Genomic DNA, 20,301 nt, shown 5'->3' with positions numbered 1-20,301 from the left:
GGCAGAGCACACATCGCGGGCGGAGCCGATCCGTCGGACAGTGGGTCCATGCGTGTCTTCCGACCGGCCTTCCGAAGAACGCGGGCGGCGCGGAGGCGTCGCGCCCCCCGAATACCCGGCGCGGCCCTCGTCGCCCTCGGCTGTCTGCCGGGGCTCGCCGCCGTCACGGCGCTGGCCCTGTGCGCGAGCGGCGTGGAACGCCCCGCCGCGACCGCCGCACAGGCCCTGGCGGCCCGTCCGGCCGCCGCGCACACCGCCGCCCGGCCGCCCATCGTGCCGCGCTCCGCGTGGCTCGACGAGGACACCCGGCGCCATCAGCCGCCGCCGCGCTACGACGACAAGGTCGTCGCCGTCTTCGTCCACCACACCGACTCGCCCAACGCCTACGACTGCGCCGAGGCGCCCCGCATCATCCGCTACCTGTACGCCGGGCAGACCGGCTCCCGGGACTGGGACGACATCGGCTACAACTTCCTCGTCGACCGCTGCGGCACCATCTACGAGGGCCGCGCGGGCGGCGTCACCCGCCCCGTCACCGGCGCCCACACCCAGGGCTTCAACCACCGCACCGCCGGTATCGCCGCCCTCGGCACCTTCACCGCCGGCGCCGAGGTGCCGAAGGCGATGACCGACTCCATCGCCGCCCTGGCCGCCTGGAAACTGGGCCTGTCCGGCACCGACCCGCGCGCCGAGGTACGCCTGGTCTCCAGCAACAACGGCAGCCGCTACGCCCGCGGCACCGCGGCCACCCTGCACGCCCTCGCCCCCCACCAGGAGGGCTACATGACCAGCTGCCCCGGAGCGGCCCTCAGCGCCCGGCTCCCGGAGATCCGCGAACTGGCCGCCCGCCTCCAGGGCCGTCACTGAGGCTCACAGGCACGCCACAGCGCTCCCGCAGGGCAATCCGAACCCGCCGCCCTACCGTCGTGCCCACAAGCCGACCGGAGGGGTGGGGATCATGAGCAGCAGCAACAGCAGTCGGGTGTGGACGGTGGTCTGTGCGGTCGCGACGGTCGTCCTGGGACCGGCCGCCGTCACGGCGTCGGCGCTCGACCAGGCCAACGCGGCACCGCAGCACCGAGCGGTGAAGGCGGCCGAGCCGACGCAGGCGTACATCCCGTCCGACTCGAGCCGGCGGCGCTTCTAGTCCCGGAACCGTTCCCACAGTTTGGGATAACGATCCGCCAGCGCGCCCTCGCTCTCGAAGGCGACCGGCGCCCCCGCCGGTTCCGCCGCGGCGGGCGGGATACCGAGGTCCGGGGCGACCGTGCCGGTGAGCTGCTCGTAGGCCTCGTCCGCCGCGTAGCCGAGCTCCTCGCCGTCGCCGTCGAACTCCTCGTCGAACTCGTCCAGGAGATCGGCGAGCGAGTCCGGATCGTGCACCCCACCCTCGTACACGTCCCGGCCCTGGCCGATCAGCCAGCACCGGAAGAAGTCGAAGGCGTCGTCGCTCGCGCCGTCCAGCAGGACCCAGGCGGCGCCCCACAGGTCCCAGGTGTAGGCGCGGTTGTAGCGGGCCTCGAAGTGACGGGCGAAGTCCAGGACCATCTCGGGGTCCAGCTGGAGGAGCCGGTCCACCAACAGGTCGGCCTGCTCCTCCGGGTCGCCCTCGGCGGTCTCACGGCTGGCGTCCACCAGCTCCCAGAACTCCGTCTCGTCCATCACGGGTCCAGCATCGGCCCTGGACGGGTGGGGCGCACGTGGAGTCTGGTGGAGTGTGGCGGATTGTTATCGGGCGTCCGCGCCGCCGTAGAGGGCGGCCAGCCGTACGGCGTCGGCCACGAACCGCGCCCGCAGCGTCTCCGGCGCCAGCACCTCCACCTCGGGCCCCAGCGAGGCGAGCTGGGTGTGCGCGACCTCCTCCGACTCCACGGGGACCGTCACGGTCACCCAGCCCCGCGCGTCCGGTGCGCCGGCCTCGGCGAGCCGCTCCCGCGCGGACTGCGGATCGAGGGCGTAAGGCAGCCTTCGCACACCGTCCGGGGAGAGCCGTACCACGATCTCGGCGTGCAGCAGGGAACGCGCGAACTCCTCCGCGCGCTCCGCCCAGAAGGCGGGCAGCTCGAACCCCTCGTCCCGGTCGAAGCGCTCCTCACCCGACTCGACGGGCTCGACGGCGGTGAACCGGTCGATGCGGTACACCCGGTAGGTCCCGTGCCCGGCGACCCGCGCGCACAGGTACCAGACCCCGGCCTTCAGCACGAGCCCGTACGGCTCCAGCTCCCGCCGCACCTCGCCCTCGCCGCGCCGGTACGCCGCGACGACCCGCCGGTCGTCCCACACCGCCTCGGCGACCGCGGGCAGCAGCGCGGGCGCCTTCGGCTCCGTGAACCAGTTGGGCGCGTCCAGATGAAAGCGCTGGGACGCGGTGCGCGAGGCGTCCCGGAGCGAGGGCAGCAGGGCGGCGGACACCTTCAGCCGCGCGGCGGAGGCGGCGTCCTCAAGCCCCATCTCGCGCAGCGCCCCCGGAACCCCGCTGAGAAAGAGCGCCTCGGCCTCACTGCGGGCCAGCCCGGTCAGCCGCGTCCGGTACCCCCCGATGAGCCGGTACCCCCCGGCCCGCCCCCGGTCCGCATAGACCGGAACCCCGGCCTCCGACAACGCCTGCGCATCCCGCGTCACCGTCCGCTCGGACACCTCCAGCTCCCGGGCCAGCTCGGCGGCGGTCATGGAGGGCCGGGACTGGAGCAACAGAACCATTTTGATGAGGCGGGCGGCACGCACAGGACCATGATGCAACGAGGCCCCCGCCGGGGGCGGGGGCCTCATCGCACAACCACTACTACAGGCCGTAGCGCTCGCGGGCTTCCTTCACCGCCGTCGCCTTGGCCTCGCCGCGCTTGGCGAGCTGGGCCAGGGCCGCGACGACGATCGACTCGGCGTCGACACCGAAGTGGCGGCGGGCCGCCTCACGGGTGTCGGACAGACCGAAGCCGTCGGCACCGAGCGAGGACCAGTCCTGCTCGACCCACTGCGCGATCTGGTCCGGGACCTGGCGCATGTAGTCGGAGACCGCCAGCACCGGGCCCTCGGCACCCTGGAGCGCCTGCCGCACGTACGGCGTCCGCTCCTCGCCGCGCAGCAGCGCCGCGTCCGCCTCCAGGGCGTCCCGCCGCAGCTCGGTCCAGGACGTCGCCGACCACACGTCGGCCGCGACACCCCACTCCTCGGCGAGCATCCGCTGCGCCTTCAGCGCCCAGTGGATCGCCGTACCGGAGCCCAGCAGCTGGATGCGCGGGGCGTTGGCGGGGACGGTCACGCCCGCGGACTCGGCCGTGTTGAAGCGGTACAGGCCCTTGACGATGCCCTCGTCGACACCGAGCCCGGCCGGCTTCGCGGGCTGCGGCAGCGGCTCGTTGTAGACGGTCAGGTAGTAGAAGACGTCCTGGTCCTCGCCCGGCGCCGCCTCGCCGTACATCCGGCGCAGACCGTCCTTGACGATCGCCGCCACCTCGTAGGCGAAGGCCGGGTCGTACGTCAGCGCGGCCGGGTTCGTCGCGGCGATCACCGGCGAGTGGCCGTCGGCGTGCTGCAGGCCCTCACCCGTCAGCGTCGTACGGCCCGCGGTGGCGCCGACCAGGAAGCCGCGGCCGAGCTGGTCGCCGAGCTGCCACATCTGGTCGGCCGTGCGCTGCCAGCCGAACATCGAGTAGAAGATGTAGAACGGGATCATCGTCTCGCCGTGCGTGGAGTACGCGGTGGACGCGGCGATGAAGTCGGCCATCGAACCGGCCTCGGTGATCCCCTCGTTGAGGATCTGGCCGTTCTTGGCCTCCTTGTAGTACATCAGCTGGTCACGGTCGACCGGCTCGTACGTCTGGCCCTTGGGGGAGTAGATCCCGAGCGACGGGAACAGCGACTCCATACCGAAGGTGCGCGCCTCGTCGGGGACGATCGGCACCCAGCGCTTGCCGGTCTCCTTGTCGCGGACGAGGTCCTTGACGAGCCGGACGAAGGCCATGGTGGTGGCCACGTTCTGCGAGCCGGAACCCTTGTCGAAGGAGGCGAAGGCCTTCTCGGCGGGGGCGGGCAGCGGGGCGACGAGGTGCACCCGCCGCGCGGGGGCCGGACCACCGAGCGCGGCCCGGCGCTCCTGGAGGTAGCGGACCTCGGGGGAGTCGGCGCCGGGGTGGCCGTAGGGGACGACCCCGTCGACGAACTGCGCGTCGGAGATCGGCAGCTCCAGCAGGTCACGCATCGTCTTGAACTCGTCCACCGTCAGCTTCTTCATCTGGTGGTTGGCGTTCTTCGACGCGAAGCCCTCGCCGAGGGTGTGGCCCTTGACCGTCTGGGCCAGGATCACGGTCGGCGCGCCCTTGAACTCGACGGCGGCCTTGTACGCGGCGTACACCTTGCGCGCCTCGTGACCACCGCGGGAGAGGTGGAAGCACTCCAGGATCTTGTCGTCGCTCAGCAGCTTCGCCATCTCGGCGAGCGCCGGGTCCTTGCCGAAGAAGTCGGCGCGGATATAGGCGGCGTCACGGGTCTGGTACGTCTGCACCTGCGCGTCCGGTACCTCGCGCAGCCGCCGTACCAGCGCGCCGGTGGTGTCGAGCTGGAACAGCTCGTCCCAGGCGGAGCCCCACAGCGTCTTGATGACATTCCAGCCGGCGCCGCGGAACTGGGCCTCCAGCTCCTGCACGATCTTGAAGTTGGCGCGAACCGGACCGTCGAGGCGCTGCAGGTTGCAGTTGATGACGAAGGTCAGGTTGTCCAGGCCCTCACGGGAGGCGAGGGCGAGAGCCGCCGTCGACTCGGGCTCGTCCATCTCGCCGTCACCGAGGAACGCCCACACGTGGGAGGCCGAGACGTCCTTGATTTCGCGGTTGGTGAGGTACCGGTTGAAGCGCGCCTGGTAGATCGCGGAGAGCGGGCCGAGACCCATCGACACCGTCGGGAACTCCCACAGCCAGGGCAGCCGGCGCGGGTGCGGGTACGACGGGAGGCCGTTGCCGCCCGACTCCTGACGGAAGTTGTCGAGGTGCTGCTCGCCGAGCCGTCCGTCGAGGAAGGCGCGGGCGTAGATGCCGGGGGAGGCGTGCCCCTGCATGTACAGCTGGTCACCGGAGCCGTCCGCCTCCTTCCCCTTGAAGAAGTGGTTGAAGCCGGTCTCGTACAGCCAGGCCGCGGAGGCGAAGGTGGCGATGTGGCCGCCGACGCCGTATTTGCTGCCCCGGGTCACCATGGCGGCCGCGTTCCAGCGGTTCCAGGCGGTGATCCGCGCCTCCATCGCCGGGTCACCGGGCAGGCCCGGCTCCGCGGCGGTGGGGATGGTGTTGACGTAGTCGGTTTCCAGGAGCTTGGGCAGCGCGATGCCGTTGCCCTCTGCCCTTTCCAGCGTGCGGCGCATCAGATAAGCCGCACGGTGCGGGCCGGCCGCCTTGGCGACCGCGTCCAGCGAGGCCTGCCATTCGGCGGTCTCCTCGGGGTCGCGGTCGTGGAGCTGGTCGAGCTCGCTCGGCTGGATGGCGTTGGGGTCGGTCATGTCGCCGCCTTCCTCAGTCGAAGGGGGTTCCCTCATCGGTAAGGGTTCGGGTGTGCCCTTGGTCTTTGGCAGGACAGGGCGGAGGACCTCGGTGGAGGTCCGTCGGCGACAATAACTCCCTGATCGATGATCGATCAAAGGGTTGAGGGGGAAAACCTCTTGATCACGAGAAAGTCGGCACCGGGTGCCTTGACCGGAGACACCGGGTGCCTTGTTTTCGAACGGTTTTCGCAGGTGAGGGCAACTTTTGAGCGAGGGCGCGCTCAGGGATCGCGGGGCGTGTCTCAGGGGTCGCGGGGCGTGTCTCAGGGGTCGCGGGTCGCGTCTCAGGGTTCGTGACGCGGCGCGCAGCCCAGCACATGGGCCTTCACCAGATCCGCGATCCGCGGATCCCGGCGCCGGAACGCCTGCACCAGCTCCTCGTGCTCCTCCGCGTACGACTGCTGGACCGTCCCCAGCCACCGGATCGACAGCGCCGTGAAGACCTCGATGCCGAGGCCCTCCCAGGTGTGCAGCAGCACGGAGTTCCCGGCCGCCCGCACCATCTCGCGGTGGAAACCGACGGTGTGCCGGACCTGGGCGGTGCCGTCCGCGTTCCGGTCCGCCTCGTACAGCGCCGAGACATGCGGCTCCAGCGCCGAGCAGTCCTGCGCCAGCCGCTCCGCCGCCAGCTCCGCGGCAATGGCCTCCAGGCCGGCCCGGACGGGGTAGCTCTCCTCCAGATCGGCGGCGGTCAGATTCCGCACCCGCACGCCCTTGTTGGGCGCCGACTCGATCAGCCGCAGCGACTCCAGCTCGCGCAGCGCCTCACGCACCGGCGTCTGGCTGACCTCGAGCTCGGTCGCGATCCGCCGCTCCACGATCCGCTCGCCCGGCTGCCAGCGCCCACTGATGATCCCTTCCAGGATGTGCTCGCGGATCTGTTCGCGCAGCGAGTGGACGACGGGCGCGGTCATGAGAGCTCCTTAGGGAGGGGCCGCCCAAGAGGCCGCCCATCGGCCCCGGAGGCGTTTGACGTTTAGACAATAAGGCCGCGGGGCCGTCCCGGAGGGGCGCACAGGGGGGCTTTCGTGCAGGTGAGACGAGACTTACACGTCCGCATGACGGACGCCCCGGCCGCAGACCCGACCCGGCCCGCCGGGCAGCGGCTTCTCGGTCCGGCACCGGCAGGGGAATGCGACGCCCCCGCCCGGAGAACTCCGGACGGGGGCGTCGTACCAGCGAAGCGGCTTGTCGGCGTGGCCTGTTACAGGCCGAGCTCGACCTCGAACTCGCCCGCCTCAAGGATCGCCTTGACCGCGGTCAGGTAACGGGCCGCGTCGGCGCCGTCGACCAGACGGTGGTCGTAGGAGAGCGTCAGGAAGGTCATGTCACGGATGCCGATGACCGAGCCCTCCTCCGTCTCGATGACGGCCGGGCGCTTGACCGTGGCGCCGATGCCGAGGATCGCGACCTGGCCCGGCGGCACGATGATCGTGTCGAAGAGCGCACCGCGCGAACCGGTGTTGGAGATGGTGAAGGTCGCGCCCGACAGCTCGTCCGGCGTGATCTTGTTGGCGCGGACCTTGCCGGCCAGGTCGGCGGTCGCCTTGGCGATACCGGCCAGGTTGAGGTCACCGGCGTTCTTGATGACCGGGGTCATCAGGCCCTTCTCGGAGTCCACCGCGATACCGATGTTCTCGGTGTCGAAGTAGGTGATGGTCCCCTCGGCCTCGTTGATCTTGGCATTGACCGGCGCGTGCGCCTTCAGCGCCTGGGCCGCGGCCTTGACGAAGAACGGCATCGGGGAGAGCTTGACGCCCTCACGCGCCGCGAACGCGTCCTTGGCACGGGCGCGCAGCTTCATCAGACGCGTGACGTCGACCTCGACGACCGACGACAGCTGGGCCTGCTCGTGCAGCGCCTTGACCATGTTGTCGCCGATGACCTTGCGGATGCGCGGCATCTTGACGGTCTGGCCACGCAGCGGGGAGGCCTCCAGGACGGGGGCCTTCTTCGCGGCGGCGGGCGCGGCGGCAGCGGCGGCCGGAGCCGGCGCGGCCTTCGCGGCCTCGGCGGCGGCGAGCACGTCCTGCTTGCGGATACGACCGCCGACGCCGGTGCCCTTGACGGTGGCCAGGTCGACGCCGTTCTCGGCGGCGAGCTTGCGCACCAGCGGGGTGACGTAGGCACCCTCGTCGGTCGCCTGCGCGGCGGCGGGCGCCGGAGCGGCCGGGGCCGGGGTGACCGGAGCCGGCGCAGGGGCGGCGGGGGCCGGGGCGGCGGCGACCGGGGCGGGCGCGGGAGCCGGAGCGGCGGGCGCGGCCGGAGCCGGGGCGGGCGCCGGAGCGGCGGCCGGGGCCGGGGCGGCGGGGGCCGGGGCAGCGGCCGGAGCCGCACCCGGGGCGCCGATGACGGCGAGCTTGGCGCCGACCTCGGCCGTCTCGTCCTCGCCGACCACGATCTCCAGCAGCACGCCACCGGTGGGCGCCGGGATCTCGGTGTCGACCTTGTCGGTGGAGACCTCGAGCAGCGGCTCGTCGGCCTCGACGCTGTCGCCGACCGACTTCAGCCAGCGGGTGACGGTGCCCTCGGTGACGGACTCACCGAGCGCGGGCAGCACCACGTCGGTGCCGACGGCGGCACCGGCCGGGGCGGCGGCGGGCGCGGGGGCGGCGGGGGCCTCGGCCACGGGGGCCGGGGCCTCGGCGACCGGGGCCGGAACCGCGACGGGCTCGGCGGCCGGGGCCGGGGCGGCGGCGGGCGCGCCCGTGCCGTCGTCGATGACGGCCAGCTCGGCGCCGACCTCAACGGTCTCGTCCTCGGCGACCTTGATGGAGGCCAGGATGCCGGCGGCGGGGGAGGGGATCTCGGTGTCGACCTTGTCGGTCGACACCTCGAGCAGGGGCTCGTCGGCCTCGACGCGCTCGCCCTCGGCCTTCAGCCAGCGGGTGACAGTGCCCTCGGTGACGCTCTCGCCGAGCGCCGGAAGGGTTACGGAAACCGCCATGGTTTCGGTTGCTCCTAACGGATTGCGGAAGTCTGTGTCGTCGCGTTCGTCGACCGAGGGTCAGTCGTGCGCGTGCAGCGGCTTGCCGGCCAGGGCCAGGTGGGCCTCGCCGAGCGCCTCGTTCTGCGTCGGGTGGGCGTGGATGAGCTGGGCGACCTCGGCCGGCAGCGCTTCCCAGTTGTAGATCAGCTGGGCCTCGCCGACCTGCTCGCCCATGCGGTCGCCGACCATGTGGACGCCGACCACGGCACCGTCCTTCACCTGGACGAGCTTGATCTCGCCCGCGGTGTTCAGGATCTTGCTCTTGCCGTTGCCCGCCAGGTTGTACTTCAGAGCGACGACCTTGTCCGCACCGTAGATCTCCTTGGCCTTGGCCTCGGTGATGCCCACGGAGGCGACCTCGGGGTGGCAGTAGGTCACCCGCGGGACACCGTCGTAGTCGATCGGCACGGCCTTCAGACCGGCCAGGCGCTCCGCCACCAGGATGCCCTCGGCGAAGCCGACGTGCGCGAGCTGGAGGGTCGGGACGAGGTCACCGACGGCGGAGATGGTGGGCACGTTGGTGCGCATGTACTCGTCGACGAGGACGTAGCCGCGGTCCATCGCGACGCCCTGCTCCTCGTAGCCGAGACCGGCCGAGACCGGGCCGCGGCCGACGGCGACCAGCAGCACCTCGGCCTCGAACTCCTTGCCGTCGGCGAGGGTGACCTTGACACCGTCCTGGGTGTACTCGGCCTTCTGGAAGAAGGTGCCCAGGTTGAACTTGATGCCGCGCTTGCGGAACGCGCGCTCAAGAAGCTTGGAGGAGTTCTCGTCCTCGACCGGGACGAGGTGCTTGAGGCCCTCGATGACGGTGACGTCCGCACCGAAGGACTTCCACGCCGAGGCGAACTCGACGCCGATGACACCGCCGCCGAGGATGATCGCGGACTTGGGCACGCGGTCCAGGACGAGGGCGTGGTCGGAGGAGATGATGCGGTTGCCGTCGATCTCCAGGCCCGGCAGCGACTTCGGCACGGAGCCGGTCGCCAGCAGGACGTGGCGGCCCTGGACGCGCTGGCCGTTCACATCGACGGAGGTGGGGGAGGACAGCCGGCCGGCGCCCTCGATGTACGTCACCTTGCGGGAGGCGACCAGACCCTGCAGGCCCTTGTACAGACCGGCGATCACGCCGTCCTTGTACTTGTGGACCCCGGCGATGTCGATGCCCTCGAAGGTGGCCTTCACACCGAACTGCTCGCTCTCGCGGGCCTGGTCGGCGATCTCACCGGCGTGCAGCAGAGCCTTGGTGGGAATGCAACCCCGGTGCAGGCAGGTGCCGCCGACCTTGTCCTTCTCGATCAGGGCGACGTCCAGGCCCAGCTGCGCCCCGCGCAGGGCCGCGGCGTAACCACCGCTACCACCGCCGAGGATCACTAGGTCGAAAACGGTGCTGGCGTCGTTCGCCACGTCACGTCCTCCATGCATGTGCGCCACCGGTCTCCAGTGACCGGTCGGCGGCTGGTGTCCGGCCGCTCGTTCATTCGGCCCTTGGTGGGGCCCTGTCCTGCCGAGCCCCATCTTCGCACTTGTCGGAGACGAACGAGACGCGGGGCCGACGTGTGAGACACCACACGCTCATAAGGGAGCGCGTCATGAGCAGGGGACGGGGCCTCGCACTACCCGCACGCGAGGCCCCGTCGAGTGGATCAGCCCGGGTTGGGTCGGACCGGGCGGATCAGTGCCGGGCGGATCAGCCCAGCTCCCCGCCGGCCGTCAGCTCGGCGAGCCGGACCAGCGTCCGCACCGCGGAGCCCGTACCGCCCTTGGGCGTGTAACCGAAGGGACCCTGCTCGTTGAAGGCGGGCCCGGCGATGTCAAGGTGCGCCCAGGTGATGCCCTCGCCGACGAACTCCCGCAGGAAGATGCCCGCGACCAGGCCGCCGCCCATCCGCTCGCCCATGTTGGCGATGTCGGCGGTGGGGGAGTCCATGCCCTTGCGCAGGTGGTCGGGGAGCGGCATCGGCCAGGACGCCTCGCCGACCTCCTCCGCGGCCTCCACGATCGCCGTGCGGAACGCGTTGTCGTTGGCCATGACACCGAAGGTCCGGTTGCCCAGCGCGAGCACCATCGCGCCGGTCAGCGTCGCCACGTCCACGATGGCGTCCGGCTTCTCCTCCGACGCGGCCCACAGCGCGTCGGCCAGCACCAGCCGGCCCTCGGCGTCGGTGTTCAGCACCTCGACGGTCTTGCCGCTGTACATGCGCAGCACGTCACCCGGGCGGGTGGCGGTACCGGACGGCATGTTCTCGGCGAGCGCCAGCCAGCCGGTCACGTTGACCTCAAGGCCGAGGCGCGCCGCCGCGACGACGGCCGCGAACACCGCGGCCGCGCCGCTCATGTCGCACTTCATCGTCTCGTTGTGGCCCGCCGGCTTCAGCGAGATGCCGCCCGAGTCGTAGGTGATGCCCTTGCCGACGAACGCGAGGTGCTTGCTGGCCTTGGAGTGCGTGTACGACAGCTTCACCAGCCGCGGCCCCGCCGCGGACCCGGCGCCGACGCCGAGGATGCCGCCGTAGCCGCCCTTGGTGAGGGCCTTCTCGTCGAGCACCTGCACCTTGATGCCGTGCTCCTTGCCCGCCGCCTGCGCGACGGCGGCGAACGCCTCGGGGTAGAGGTCGTTCGGCGGGGTGTTGATCAGGTCACGGGCGCGGTTGAGCTCCTCGGTGACGGCGGTGGCCCGCTCGACCGCGGCCTTGAACGCCTTGTCCCGCGGCTTCCCGCCGAGCAGGGTGATCTCGCCGAGCGGCGCCTTGCCGTTGCCCTTGGCGTTCTTGGCGCTGTCCTTGTAGGCGTCGAAGGAGTACGCGCCCAGCAGCGCGCCCTCGGCGATCGCGCCGGCGTCGGCGGCGTCGGCGAGGGGCAGGGCGAAGGCGGCCTTCTTGGACCCGGCGAGCGCGCGGGCGGCGGCACCGGCGGCCTTGCGCAGCGCCTCCGCGTCGTACTCGGCGTCCTTCTCGGGCTCCGCGCCGAGGCCGACGGCGATCACGAGGGGTGCCTTGAAGCCGGCCGGGGCGGGGAGCTTGGTCACCTCGCCCTCGCCGCCGGAGGCACCGAGGGTCTCCAGGACACCGGCGAGCCTGCCGTCGTAGGCCTTGTCCAGGGCTTCGGCACCCGGGGCGACCACGGGGCCCTTGGCGCCCTTGGCGACACCGATCACGATCGCGTCGGCCCGCAGGCCGGGCGCCGCGGCGGTGCTGAGAGTGAGAGCAGTCACGGTGGTGAATTCTCGCTTCCGATGTGAAGTTGCAGTGGCCGAAATGTGGTGGGTCGACCGGGCCCGACGGCCGACCCTAATTCCGACCTCGGGGTCCTGGCTCAGCGGGGCCTTCCCCGGTGCGGCCTGACACTCGGCATGAGCCTACGCGCGTGTGTCCCGTTCGCTCATTCCTACGGCCGTTCACCTGTCAGTGGCGTCGTGGCCACTTCCCAACCCTCACTCCTGGTGACCTGAGACACACTCATCGCGTTCCGGTGAGCCGACGGCTTGCCGCTTCGCGTAATTTCCAATGATCCCCCCGGATTTACCACAGGGGGATCTTCTGGGGGGAGGACCACACATGGCGCACCGTGCGCACGGATGGAGAAACGCCGCAGCCGCCCTGTCGGCGGCGGGAGTGATGACGCTGGGGCTGGGGGTGCCCGGCGCCTCGGCGGCGGTGGAGCCGCGCGTCGATCTGCGGGTACTGGTGGTGGACGACGGCGGCAGCGCCGTACGCGCCATCGCCGCCCAGCTGACCAGCACCGGCATCCCGTACACCACGATCGATCTGAACGACTCCGCCCGTCCGGCGGTGACCGCGAGTTTCCTCAGCGACACGGTCAACGGCCGGCCGCGGGCGAAGTTCCAGGGCGTGGTGCTGCCCAACGAGGCCCCGTTCGGCTCGGGTTCCACCGAGCAGTCCGCGCTGGAGACCTACGAGCGGACCTACGGCATCCCGCAGGTCGACGCCTACACCTGGGCCCACCCGGGCGTCGGCCTCGACTACACGAGCGAGGGCGGCTGGACCGGCAGCCTCGACGGCCGCGCGGCCTCCGTCACCACCGCCGGGAAGTCCTCGTGGTTCGGGTACCTCGACGGCGCCCTCACCTTCGAGGACAACGCCCCCTCGGTCCAGGAGAGTTACGGCTACGTCGCCCGCCCCCGCGCCGGGTTCACCAGCTATGTCGACCTCCCGGTCCCCGAGGGCACCGGGCGCGGCAGCCTGGTCGGCGAGTACGCCCACGACGGGCGCCGCGAGCTGGTCGTGACCTTCGCCTACAACCAGCACCAGCGGCAGTTCCGGCTGCTCGCCCGGGGCATCGTGGAGTGGCTGACCCAGGGCGTCCATCTGGGCCAGGACCGCAACTACTTCGCGGTCCACATCGACGACGTCTTCGCGCCCGACGCCCGCTGGGACACCGAGCGCAACTGCACGCCCGGCGACATCGACTGCGTCGGTGGCGGCGAGGAGACCAACCCGATCCGGATGACGGCCGAGGACGCGGCCTACGCGGCGCAGTGGCAGCGCACGCAGGGCTTCACCTTCGACATGGTCTTCAACGCCGGTTCCGGCGAGGAGTGGAAGTCCGAGCACGGCGGCACCGACCCGCTCGCCGCCCGGCTGCTCGCGGACCGCGCGCAGTACCGCTGGATCAACCACACCTACACGCACCCCTTCCTCGGCTGCGTCCAGGACACCTCCACGGTGCCGTGGACCTGCGCGAAGAACCCCGACGGCTCGACGAAGTACATGAGCCGCTCCGAGATCGCCGCGCAGATCCGCGACAACCACAACTGGGCAGTCGGCAAGGGCCTCCCGATCGACCGCACCGAGCTGGTCACCGGCGAGCACTCGGGTCTGAGGACGCTGCCGCAGCAGCCGAACGACAACCCGAACCTGGCCGGCGCCCTCGCCGACAACGGCGTGAAGTGGGTCGCCTCGGACAACTCCCGCGAGCCCGAACAGCGCGCGGTGGGAGCCGCCCTGACGGTGCCCCGGCACCCGATGAACGTGTACTACAACGTCGGCACCGAGGCCGAGATGACCGACGAGTACAACTGGATCTACACCTCCGCCGAGGACGGCGGCAGCGGGGTCTGCTCCACCAACCCCGCCTCCACCTGCCTCGACGCACCGCTCGACCCGGCCACCGGCTACGACGACCACATCGTCCCGCAGGAGGCCCGGATCGCCCTCGGGCACGTCGTCAACAACGACCCGCGCCCGCACTACGTCCACCAGTCCAACCTCGCCGAGGACCGCATCCTCTACCCGGTGGTGGACCAGGTCCTGGCCGACTACCGGGCCCTGTTCGCCGACAACACCCCGGTGCAGAACCTCTCGCAAAAGGCGATCGGCACCGAGTTCCAGCGCCGCGCCGCCTGGCGTACGGCGGTGGCGAACAACAAGATCACGGCGTACCGCATCGGCAACACCGTCACCGTCAGCGCACCGTCGGGGACCCAGATCCCGGTGACGGCGCCGGAGGGCACCAGGCAGCAGCAGGTCCTGGGCACGACCACCTTCGGCACGTCCTACGCGGGCCTGCGCTCGGCATGGGCGGCACGCGGCGCGCTCCAGTCGGCGCTCACGCTGAAGCTGCCGTAGGGGGAACGCCCTCAGGGGCGCGGGGAACTGCGCGACCAGCCACGACGATCCCGCAGCCGGGATCCGGGGCCGCAGTTCCCCGCTCATCATCCGCAAACAGGGGGGAACAGCCCAGCCATGCGTTCGGGCCGCCATGTCACCATGCTCACCGAAGGCACCTACCCGCACGTCCACGGCGGCGTCAGCACCTGGTGCGACCAACTCGTCAAGGGCATGCCGGAAGTCGACTTCCACGTGGTCTCACTCACCGGCACCGGCAGAGAACCGGTGACCTGGGAGCTGCCACCCAACGTCCGCCGGCACGTGTCGGTGCCCACCTGGGGACCACGGCCAGGACGCGCCCGCGCCCCTCGCGGCCGGACCCGCCGCCGCTTCCTCGACTCCTACGAGCGGTTCCTGCTCTCCTTCCTGGACCCCGCCACCCAGACCGGCGCCGACACCGGCGCCGACTTCGGGGAGGCACTGTATGAGCTGGCCGAACTCGCCCGCGCCGGACGGCTGTCGGCGGCACTGCGCAGCGAGTCCGCACTGCGATCGCTGATGTGGATCTGGAGCATGCCGCATCTGCCGACGGCCGCCGCCGAGCCCACCGTGCACGACGCGCTCACCGCGACCGACCTGCTGGAACACGCCCTGCGTCCGCTGGGCGTACGGATCCCCGAGGACTCGGTGGCGCACGCGGTGAGCAGCGGCCTGGCGACCCTGCCCGCGCTCGCCGCCCGCAAGCTGGACGGCGTACCGTTCCTGCTCACCGAGCACGGCATCTATCTGCGCGAGCGCTATCTCGGTTACCGCAGCGCCGAACAGCGCTGGCCGGTGAAGGCGTTCATGCTCGGCTTCTACCGTGAACTCAATTCACACGGCTATCGCTCGGCCGATCTGATCACACCGTGCAACCGGTACAACCGCCGCTGGGAGGAGCGCGGCGGCGCCGACGCCGACAAGATCCGCACCGTCTACAACGGCGTCGACCCGCACGCCTTCCCGCACGCCGGACCCGAACCCGACCTCCCCACCCTCACCTGGTGCGGCCGCGTCGACCCCATCAAGGACCTGGAGACCCTGCTCCGCGCCTACGCCATGGTCCGCGCCGAACTCCCCGAGACCCGCCTGCGCCTGTTCGGCCCGGTCCCGCCCGGCGGCGAGGCCTACCGCACCCGCCTGGAGAAGCTCGCCGCCGAACTCGGCGTCACCGACGGCCTCAGCTTCGAGGGCCGCATCACCGAGGTCTGGCGCGCCTACGCCGCCGGCCACGTGGTCATGCTCTCCTCCATCTCCGAAGGCTTCCCGTTCTCCATCATCGAGGCCATGTCCTGCGGCCGTACCACGGTCTCCACGGACGTCGGCGGAGTGCGCGAGGCCGTCGGCGACACCGGCCTCGTGGTCCCGCCCCGCGAGCCGGAGAAGATGGCCGCGGCCGCGCTGACCCTGCTGAAGGACGACGAACGGCGCCTGAGGCTCGGTGAGTTGTCCCGCCAGCGGGTCATCGACCGATTCACCCTGCGCCGCTCGGTGAACGCCTTCCGCACGATCTACCAGGAGCTGGCGGGCCTGCCCGAGGTGTACGAGCCGACCGTCGAGACCGTCGCCGACTGGACCGTGGAACTGCGGGACCCCTGGTACGAGAAGGTCGCCACGGACGGGACCGGCTGGTGAGCGGCGGCCTCTGGATGCCCGCGGGCGCCCGCTCCGACACCCTGCCGACCATCCCCCGGCAGCGCACGCCCAGCTGGGCCGAGCCGGACCCGGTCGACGAACTCGCCGCCCGCCTCGACGACTTCGTCGCCGCCGCGGTCCACCCCGACGAGATCGCCGCGCTCCTGGAGTCCGACGGCCTCTCCGACGACCAGATCCGCGAGCGCTACGGCGTCAAGAACTCCTTCGCGCTCGCCGAGGTGCTGTACGACCGCGTCCCGCGCCGTTACCCGGAGCCCCGGGACCCCGCCCCCGACCCCTGGCGGACGAGCCTGCTCGGCTGCCTCCTCCGCGGCGTGGTCTTCGCCCTCCCCGGCTTCGGCTACGTCCTCGGCGCGCCCCTGCTCGCGGGCCCCCGGGGCGACTTCGGCCTCCCGGCGGGCACGGTCCCGCTGCTGGCCGCGGCCCTGTTCGGGTGGACCTGGAACCAGGGCCTGTCCCATCGGGCGTACACCTGGCTGGGGCTGGCCGACAAGCCCGCGGCCCGCCGCACCCTGCTCCTGGGCGCCCCCACGGGCGCACTGCTGGGCACCCTGACCGCCCTCGCCTGCGCGGGCACGGCCACCCCGGCGGCGGTCCTCTTCGCGGCGGGCCAGTCCTGCTACCTGGCCGCGGCCACGGCCCTGCTGGTCCTGAGCCGTGAACGAGCCCTACTGGCGGCACTGATCCCCTTGACGGCGGGCGCGCTGCTCGCCCTCGTCCACCCGATCCCGGAGACGGCGAGAATCGTGCTCCTGGCGGGCTCACTGCTCGCGGTGGCGGCCCTGGCCCTGCGGGAACTGGTCGGCGGCACCCCGCCGGCGCGGGCGAGCGCACCCGCCCCGACGGTGAGCACCACGCCGGGCAACGTCGCACTCGCCGCCTCTCTCCCGTACGCCCTCTTCGGACTGGGCAGCGGTGCCCTGGTCGTGTACGCGGCCCTCGGCGACGTACTCGCGGGCGCCGAACCCTCCGCCATGGCCGCGCCCGCCGCCGTCGCCCTCACCCTCAGCATGGGCCCGGCGGAATGGCTGCTGTACCGGTTCCGCAGCGGCAGCCTGGCCGGGCTGCGCTCCGCAGGTACCCCGAGGGCGTTCCGCCGCGGCACCGTCCACAGGCTCGCCGGCTGCCTCGCCGCCTACCTGACCGCACTGGCAGCCCTCGCCACCGCCACCGCCGCCCTGTGGCCGCACACCCCCACCCTCGACGGAGTCCGCCTCGCGGGCCTGCTGCTGCTCGGCGTGGTGATCTGGACCGGCCTGTTGCTCCAGTCCTTCGGCGCGGTCGCGGGCGCGGCCCTGGTCTGCGTCCTCGCCGCCCTCGCCCAGACCCTCGCCCTACTCACCCACACCGGCGCGCCGCACACCGTGGGCGTGGCCGTGTACGGCGCGGCGGCCGTCGCCCAGTCGGCCCTGGTCGGCGTCCTCATCGGAAGGGCGACCACCCACCGATGAGCACCCTGCTGGTCCCGTACTACGAACACCCCGCCGTCCGCCCGGCCGAGTGGGACGCGATCATCGCCGCCGCGCCCCGCCTCCACAGCGTCGTCCTCAACCCCGCCAGCGGCCCCGGCGACCGCCCCGACCCGGCCTTCGCCGAACTCGCCGCCCGGCTGCGGGCGGCGGACGTCCGGGTCCTCGGCTACACGGACACGGCGTACGGCCGCCGCCCGACTGCCGACGTCGTCCGCGACCTCACCCGGCACCGCGACTGGTACGGCACGGACGGCGCCTTTCTCGACCAAGTGGCCACGGGACCGGAGGAGTTCGCGCACTACCAGCGGCTGGCGACGGCGGCCTGGGGCCTCGGCTCCGGCACCCTCGTCCTCAACCACGGCGCCCCGCCCCACCCTTCCTACGCCCGCCTCGCCGACGTACTGATCACCTTCGAGGGACCCTGGACGACGTACCAGGCCCTCCCACGGCACCCGCACCCCTACGGCGGCGGAGTGCGGGTGGGCCATCTGCTGTACGGCGTCCCGGCCGGCGCCGACGCGGCGGGAGCGGCGCGGGCGCGCGGGGCCACGGTGCACTGCGCGGTACCCGGAGTGGGAGATCATCCCTGGGGTACGTTGCCGCACGCCCTGGAGCCCACCCGGTGAGACGCCTTCCCGCCCTGGCCGCCCTGTTCACCCTGCTGCTGACGGGCTGCACGGCCTCCTCCGACGGCAAGCCGCCCGCCGAGCGCTGGCGGCCGCGCCCCGGCACGGACTGGCAGTGGCAGCTCAGCGGCCGGCTCGACACCTCCGTGGACGTGCCCGTGTACGACATCGACGGCTTCGACCACCCGAAGGAGACGGTCGACGAACTGCACCGGGACGGGCGCCGGGTGATCTGCTATCTCTCCACCGGCGCCTGGGAGGAGTTCCGGCCCGACGCGAAGGAGTTCCCCGCGTCGGTGCTGGGCCGCGGCAACGGCTGGGAGGGCGAGCGCTGGCTGGACATCCGCCGGGTCGACGTCCTGGAGCCGTTGATGGCGGACCGGCTCGACATGTGCCGGGACAAGGGCTTCGACGCGGTCGAGCCGGACAACATGGACGGCTACCGCAACCGCACGGGCTTCCCGCTGACCGCCCGCGACCAGCTCCGCTACAACCGGCTGATCGCGAAGCTGGCGCATGACCGGGGCCTGGCCGTGGGCCTGAAGAACGACCTGGACCAGATCCCGGAGCTGGTCGGGGACTTCGACTTCGCGGTGAACGAGCAGTGCGCGCAGTACGGGGAGTGCGGGGCGCTGACGCCGTTCATCGAGGCGGACAAGGCGGTGTTCCACGTGGAGTACGAACTGCCGACGAGCCGCTTCTGCCCGGAGTCCCGGCGGCTGGGACTGAGTTCGCTGCTGAAGAAGTACGAGCTGGGGGTGTGGCGGAAGGCCTGCTAGGGCGGTGCTGCCGAAGTCTCTGTTCAGAGGCCCAGCGTCAGAACCACCAGGGCCGTCGTGGCCGCCGTCTCCGCCAGGCCGCCGAACACGTCGCCGGTGACTCCGCCGAAGCGGCGGACGCAGCGGCGCAGGAGGAGTTCCGCGAGCGCGAGGGCGGCCGCGACGGCCAGGGCGGTGCGGACGACGTCGTCGGCGCCGAAGAGGGCGCCGGAGGCCGCCGCGGCCAGCGTGACGCCGATCGCCACGGCCCCCGCCCAGCGCACGGGCACCACACCGGCGACCGCCGCCCCGAGGCCCTCCGGGCGGGCCGGGGGCACCCCCGTGCGGGCGGCGAGGGTGAGGGCGAGGCGGGCGGCGACGGCCGAGACGACGGCGGCGAGGGCACCCCGGGCCCAGGAGTCGTCGTACAGCCGTGTGACGGCGGCGACCTGGGTGAGCAGGACGAACAGGAGGGTGATCACGCCGAACGGCCCGATGTCCGACTGCTTCATGATCCGCAGAGCGTCCTCGGCGGGCTTGCCGCTGCCGAGCCCGTCCGCGGTGTCGGCGATCCCGTCCAGATGCAGACCCCGGGTGAGCAGCGCGGGGACGGCCACGGTGGCCACGGCGGCGAGCAGGGCGCCGGTACCCACGAAGAGCGCGGCCAGTCCGGCCGCCGCGGCGACTCCACCGACGACCAGCCCGACGACGGGCGCACAGAGCATGCCGCCGCGCGCGGCGTCCCGGTCCCATCGCCCGACCTTGACGGGGAGGACGGTGAGGGTGCCGAACGCGAAGCGCAGGCCGTGGTCGAGCGGGGATATGAGCACGGCGGAAGGTTACGTCAGGCAGCCCAACACCAGGCGCGCGCCCGCACCACCACAGTCACACTCAGGACATGGGGCACTGGCTGGAACGCAACATCATCGAACCGGGCAAACTGCCCCTGCTGCTCGCTCTCACGGCCTTCGTGGTGACCTTCCTCGTCACCCGGCTCGTCACCCGCCTCATCCGCGCGGGCAAGGGCCCTTTCGGGAACGTCAGCGCGGGCGGTGTGCACATCCACCACGTGGTCCCGGGCGTCATCCTCACCGTCATCGGCGGCTTCGGCGCGGTGGCGAGCAGCCGCTACGGCTTCGGTGCCGCGGCCTTTGCCGTGGTCTTCGGCATCGGCGTGGGTCTGGTCCTCGACGAGTTCGCCCTGATCCTGCACCTGGCCGACGTCTACTGGACGGAGGAGGGCCGCAAGAGCGTCGAGGCCGTGATCCTGACGGCGGCCCTGGGCGGCCTCCTGCTCTCCGGCTTCTCCCCGTTCGGCGTCAACGACCTGAGCGAGGACGAACTCCAGGACCGCGGCACGGTCATCTGGACGGTGGGGACGAGCTTCCTCTTCTCGCTCATCGCCCTGTTCAAGGGCAAGGTCCGCCTCGCGGTCTTCGGCGTGATCGTCCCGTTCCTCGCCCTGATCGGCGCGATCCGCCTGGCCCGCCCCGACACCCCCTGGGCCCGCCGCTTCTACGTCCGCCGCCCCCGGGCCCGCGCCAGGGCGATCCTGCGCGCCTACCACCACGACCGACGCTGGACGGGCCCCGCCCGAAAATTCCAGGACTGGCTCGGCGGCAAACCGGACCCGGAACGGGCCCTGGAGCACCGCTGACCGACCT

General features: G+C 71.9%; 16 protein-coding genes. 8 read left to right on the top strand and 8 right to left on the bottom strand.

The features are described from left to right. Positions 1-48 precede the first annotated feature (48 nt). Complete coding sequence (locus tag STRCI_RS12020) at positions 49-867, top strand: peptidoglycan recognition protein family protein (RefSeq protein WP_269658891.1); 819 nt, start codon at positions 49-51, stop codon at positions 865-867. A gap of 91 nt (positions 868-958) precedes the next feature. After that, positions 959-1,147: a hypothetical protein gene (locus STRCI_RS12015; RefSeq protein ID WP_269658890.1), complete on the top strand. Its 189-nt coding sequence runs from the start codon at positions 959-961 to the stop codon at positions 1,145-1,147. On the opposite strand, the gene STRCI_RS12010 is transcribed toward STRCI_RS12015, so the two are convergent. The 7 genes from STRCI_RS12010 to STRCI_RS11980 all read right to left on the bottom strand — a co-directional run bounded on the left by STRCI_RS12010 (position 1,144) and on the right by STRCI_RS11980 (position 11,730). Then, on the bottom strand, positions 1,144-1,662 hold the full coding sequence (locus tag STRCI_RS12010; RefSeq protein ID WP_269664532.1) for a DUF4240 domain-containing protein: 519 nt from the start codon (positions 1,660-1,662) through the stop codon (positions 1,144-1,146). The genes STRCI_RS12015 and STRCI_RS12010 overlap by 4 nt on opposite strands. Positions 1,663-1,728: 66 nt before the next feature. Continuing rightward, positions 1,729-2,724 (bottom strand): helix-turn-helix transcriptional regulator, encoded by a 996-nt coding sequence (locus tag STRCI_RS12005; protein ID WP_269658889.1) that lies wholly within the window; start codon positions 2,722-2,724, stop codon positions 1,729-1,731. Between the two features lie 58 nt (positions 2,725-2,782). Next, positions 2,783-5,485, bottom strand: coding sequence for a pyruvate dehydrogenase (acetyl-transferring), homodimeric type (aceE, locus tag STRCI_RS12000; RefSeq protein ID WP_269658888.1), 2,703 nt, complete (start codon positions 5,483-5,485; stop codon positions 2,783-2,785). Positions 5,486-5,811: 326 nt separating this feature from the next. Continuing rightward, positions 5,812-6,441: a GntR family transcriptional regulator gene (locus tag STRCI_RS11995; protein ID WP_269658887.1), complete on the bottom strand. Its 630-nt coding sequence runs from the start codon at positions 6,439-6,441 to the stop codon at positions 5,812-5,814. Positions 6,442-6,731: 290 nt separating this feature from the next. Further along, entirely contained in the window at positions 6,732-8,474 is a 1,743-nt protein-coding gene (gene sucB / locus STRCI_RS11990) for a 2-oxoglutarate dehydrogenase, E2 component, dihydrolipoamide succinyltransferase (protein ID WP_269658886.1), read from the bottom strand. 60 nt (positions 8,475-8,534) lie between these two features. Next, entirely contained in the window at positions 8,535-9,923 is a 1,389-nt protein-coding gene (gene lpdA / locus STRCI_RS11985) for a dihydrolipoyl dehydrogenase (protein WP_269658885.1), read from the bottom strand. Positions 9,924-10,206: 283 nt separating this feature from the next. Next, a complete protein-coding gene (locus STRCI_RS11980) occupies positions 10,207-11,730 on the bottom strand; it encodes a leucyl aminopeptidase (protein WP_269658884.1) in 1,524 nt (507 codons plus the stop codon). A 343-nt stretch (positions 11,731-12,073) separates the two neighbouring features. Between STRCI_RS11980 and STRCI_RS11975 the strand changes: the two genes are divergently transcribed. The 5 genes from STRCI_RS11975 to STRCI_RS11955 all read left to right on the top strand — a co-directional run bounded on the left by STRCI_RS11975 (position 12,074) and on the right by STRCI_RS11955 (position 18,658). After that, complete coding sequence (locus tag STRCI_RS11975) at positions 12,074-14,104, top strand: hypothetical protein (RefSeq protein ID WP_269658883.1); 2,031 nt, start codon at positions 12,074-12,076, stop codon at positions 14,102-14,104. Positions 14,105-14,221: 117 nt separating this feature from the next. Continuing rightward, complete coding sequence (gene pelF / locus STRCI_RS11970; RefSeq protein WP_269658882.1) at positions 14,222-15,760, top strand: GT4 family glycosyltransferase PelF; 1,539 nt, start codon at positions 14,222-14,224, stop codon at positions 15,758-15,760. Beyond that, the gene (locus tag STRCI_RS11965; protein WP_269658881.1) at positions 15,757-17,232 is read left to right on the top strand and encodes a hypothetical protein; all 1,476 of its coding nucleotides are present in this window, start codon (positions 15,757-15,759) and stop codon (positions 17,230-17,232) included. The genes pelF and STRCI_RS11965 overlap by 4 nt, the downstream gene beginning before the upstream one ends. Continuing rightward, a complete protein-coding gene (locus tag STRCI_RS11960) occupies positions 17,229-17,879 on the top strand; it encodes a spherulation-specific family 4 protein (protein WP_269658880.1) in 651 nt (216 codons plus the stop codon). The genes STRCI_RS11965 and STRCI_RS11960 overlap by 4 nt, the downstream gene beginning before the upstream one ends. Beyond that, positions 17,876-18,658 carry an endo alpha-1,4 polygalactosaminidase gene (locus tag STRCI_RS11955; RefSeq protein WP_269658879.1) on the top strand — a complete coding sequence of 261 codons (783 nt, stop codon included), beginning with the start codon at positions 17,876-17,878 and terminating at the stop codon, positions 18,656-18,658. Before STRCI_RS11960 ends, STRCI_RS11955 begins: the two co-directional genes overlap by 4 nt. 23 nt (positions 18,659-18,681) lie before the next feature. Here the strand turns inward: STRCI_RS11955 and STRCI_RS11950 are convergent, their stop codons facing one another. Beyond that, complete coding sequence (locus STRCI_RS11950) at positions 18,682-19,467, bottom strand: adenosylcobinamide-GDP ribazoletransferase (RefSeq protein WP_269658878.1); 786 nt, start codon at positions 19,465-19,467, stop codon at positions 18,682-18,684. A 68-nt stretch (positions 19,468-19,535) separates the two neighbouring features. Between STRCI_RS11950 and STRCI_RS11945 the strand changes: the two genes are divergently transcribed. Beyond that, the gene (locus STRCI_RS11945) at positions 19,536-20,294 is read left to right on the top strand and encodes a hypothetical protein (protein ID WP_269658877.1); all 759 of its coding nucleotides are present in this window, start codon (positions 19,536-19,538) and stop codon (positions 20,292-20,294) included. Positions 20,295-20,301 lie beyond the last annotated feature (7 nt).

The organism is Streptomyces cinnabarinus (assembly GCF_027270315.1).
Classification (GTDB): Bacteria; Actinomycetota; Actinomycetes; order Streptomycetales; family Streptomycetaceae; genus Streptomyces; species Streptomyces cinnabarinus.
The sequence above is the reverse complement of the archived record's forward strand: the minus strand, read 5'-3'. Positions and strand labels throughout refer to the sequence as shown.

Excerpts from the sequence above, each read along its gene's own strand:
- sucB (WP_269658886.1), bottom strand. The coding sequence starts at position 8,474 with ATGGCGGTTTCCGTAACCCTTCCGGCGCTCGGCGAGAGCGTCACCGAG.
- STRCI_RS12010 (WP_269664532.1), bottom strand. The coding sequence starts at position 1,662 with ATGGACGAGACGGAGTTCTGGGAGCTGGTGGACGCCAGCCGTGAGACC.
- aceE (WP_269658888.1), bottom strand. The coding sequence starts at position 5,485 with ATGACCGACCCCAACGCCATCCAGCCGAGCGAGCTCGACCAGCTCCAC.
- STRCI_RS11945 (WP_269658877.1), top strand. The coding sequence starts at position 19,536 with ATGGGGCACTGGCTGGAACGCAACATCATCGAACCGGGCAAACTGCCC.
- STRCI_RS12015 (WP_269658890.1), top strand. The coding sequence starts at position 959 with ATGAGCAGCAGCAACAGCAGTCGGGTGTGGACGGTGGTCTGTGCGGTC.
- STRCI_RS11975 (WP_269658883.1), top strand. The coding sequence starts at position 12,074 with ATGGCGCACCGTGCGCACGGATGGAGAAACGCCGCAGCCGCCCTGTCG.
- STRCI_RS12020 (WP_269658891.1), top strand. The coding sequence starts at position 49 with ATGCGTGTCTTCCGACCGGCCTTCCGAAGAACGCGGGCGGCGCGGAGG.
- STRCI_RS11995 (WP_269658887.1), bottom strand. The coding sequence starts at position 6,441 with ATGACCGCGCCCGTCGTCCACTCGCTGCGCGAACAGATCCGCGAGCAC.
- pelF (WP_269658882.1), top strand. The coding sequence starts at position 14,222 with ATGCGTTCGGGCCGCCATGTCACCATGCTCACCGAAGGCACCTACCCG.
- STRCI_RS11960 (WP_269658880.1), top strand. The coding sequence starts at position 17,229 with ATGAGCACCCTGCTGGTCCCGTACTACGAACACCCCGCCGTCCGCCCG.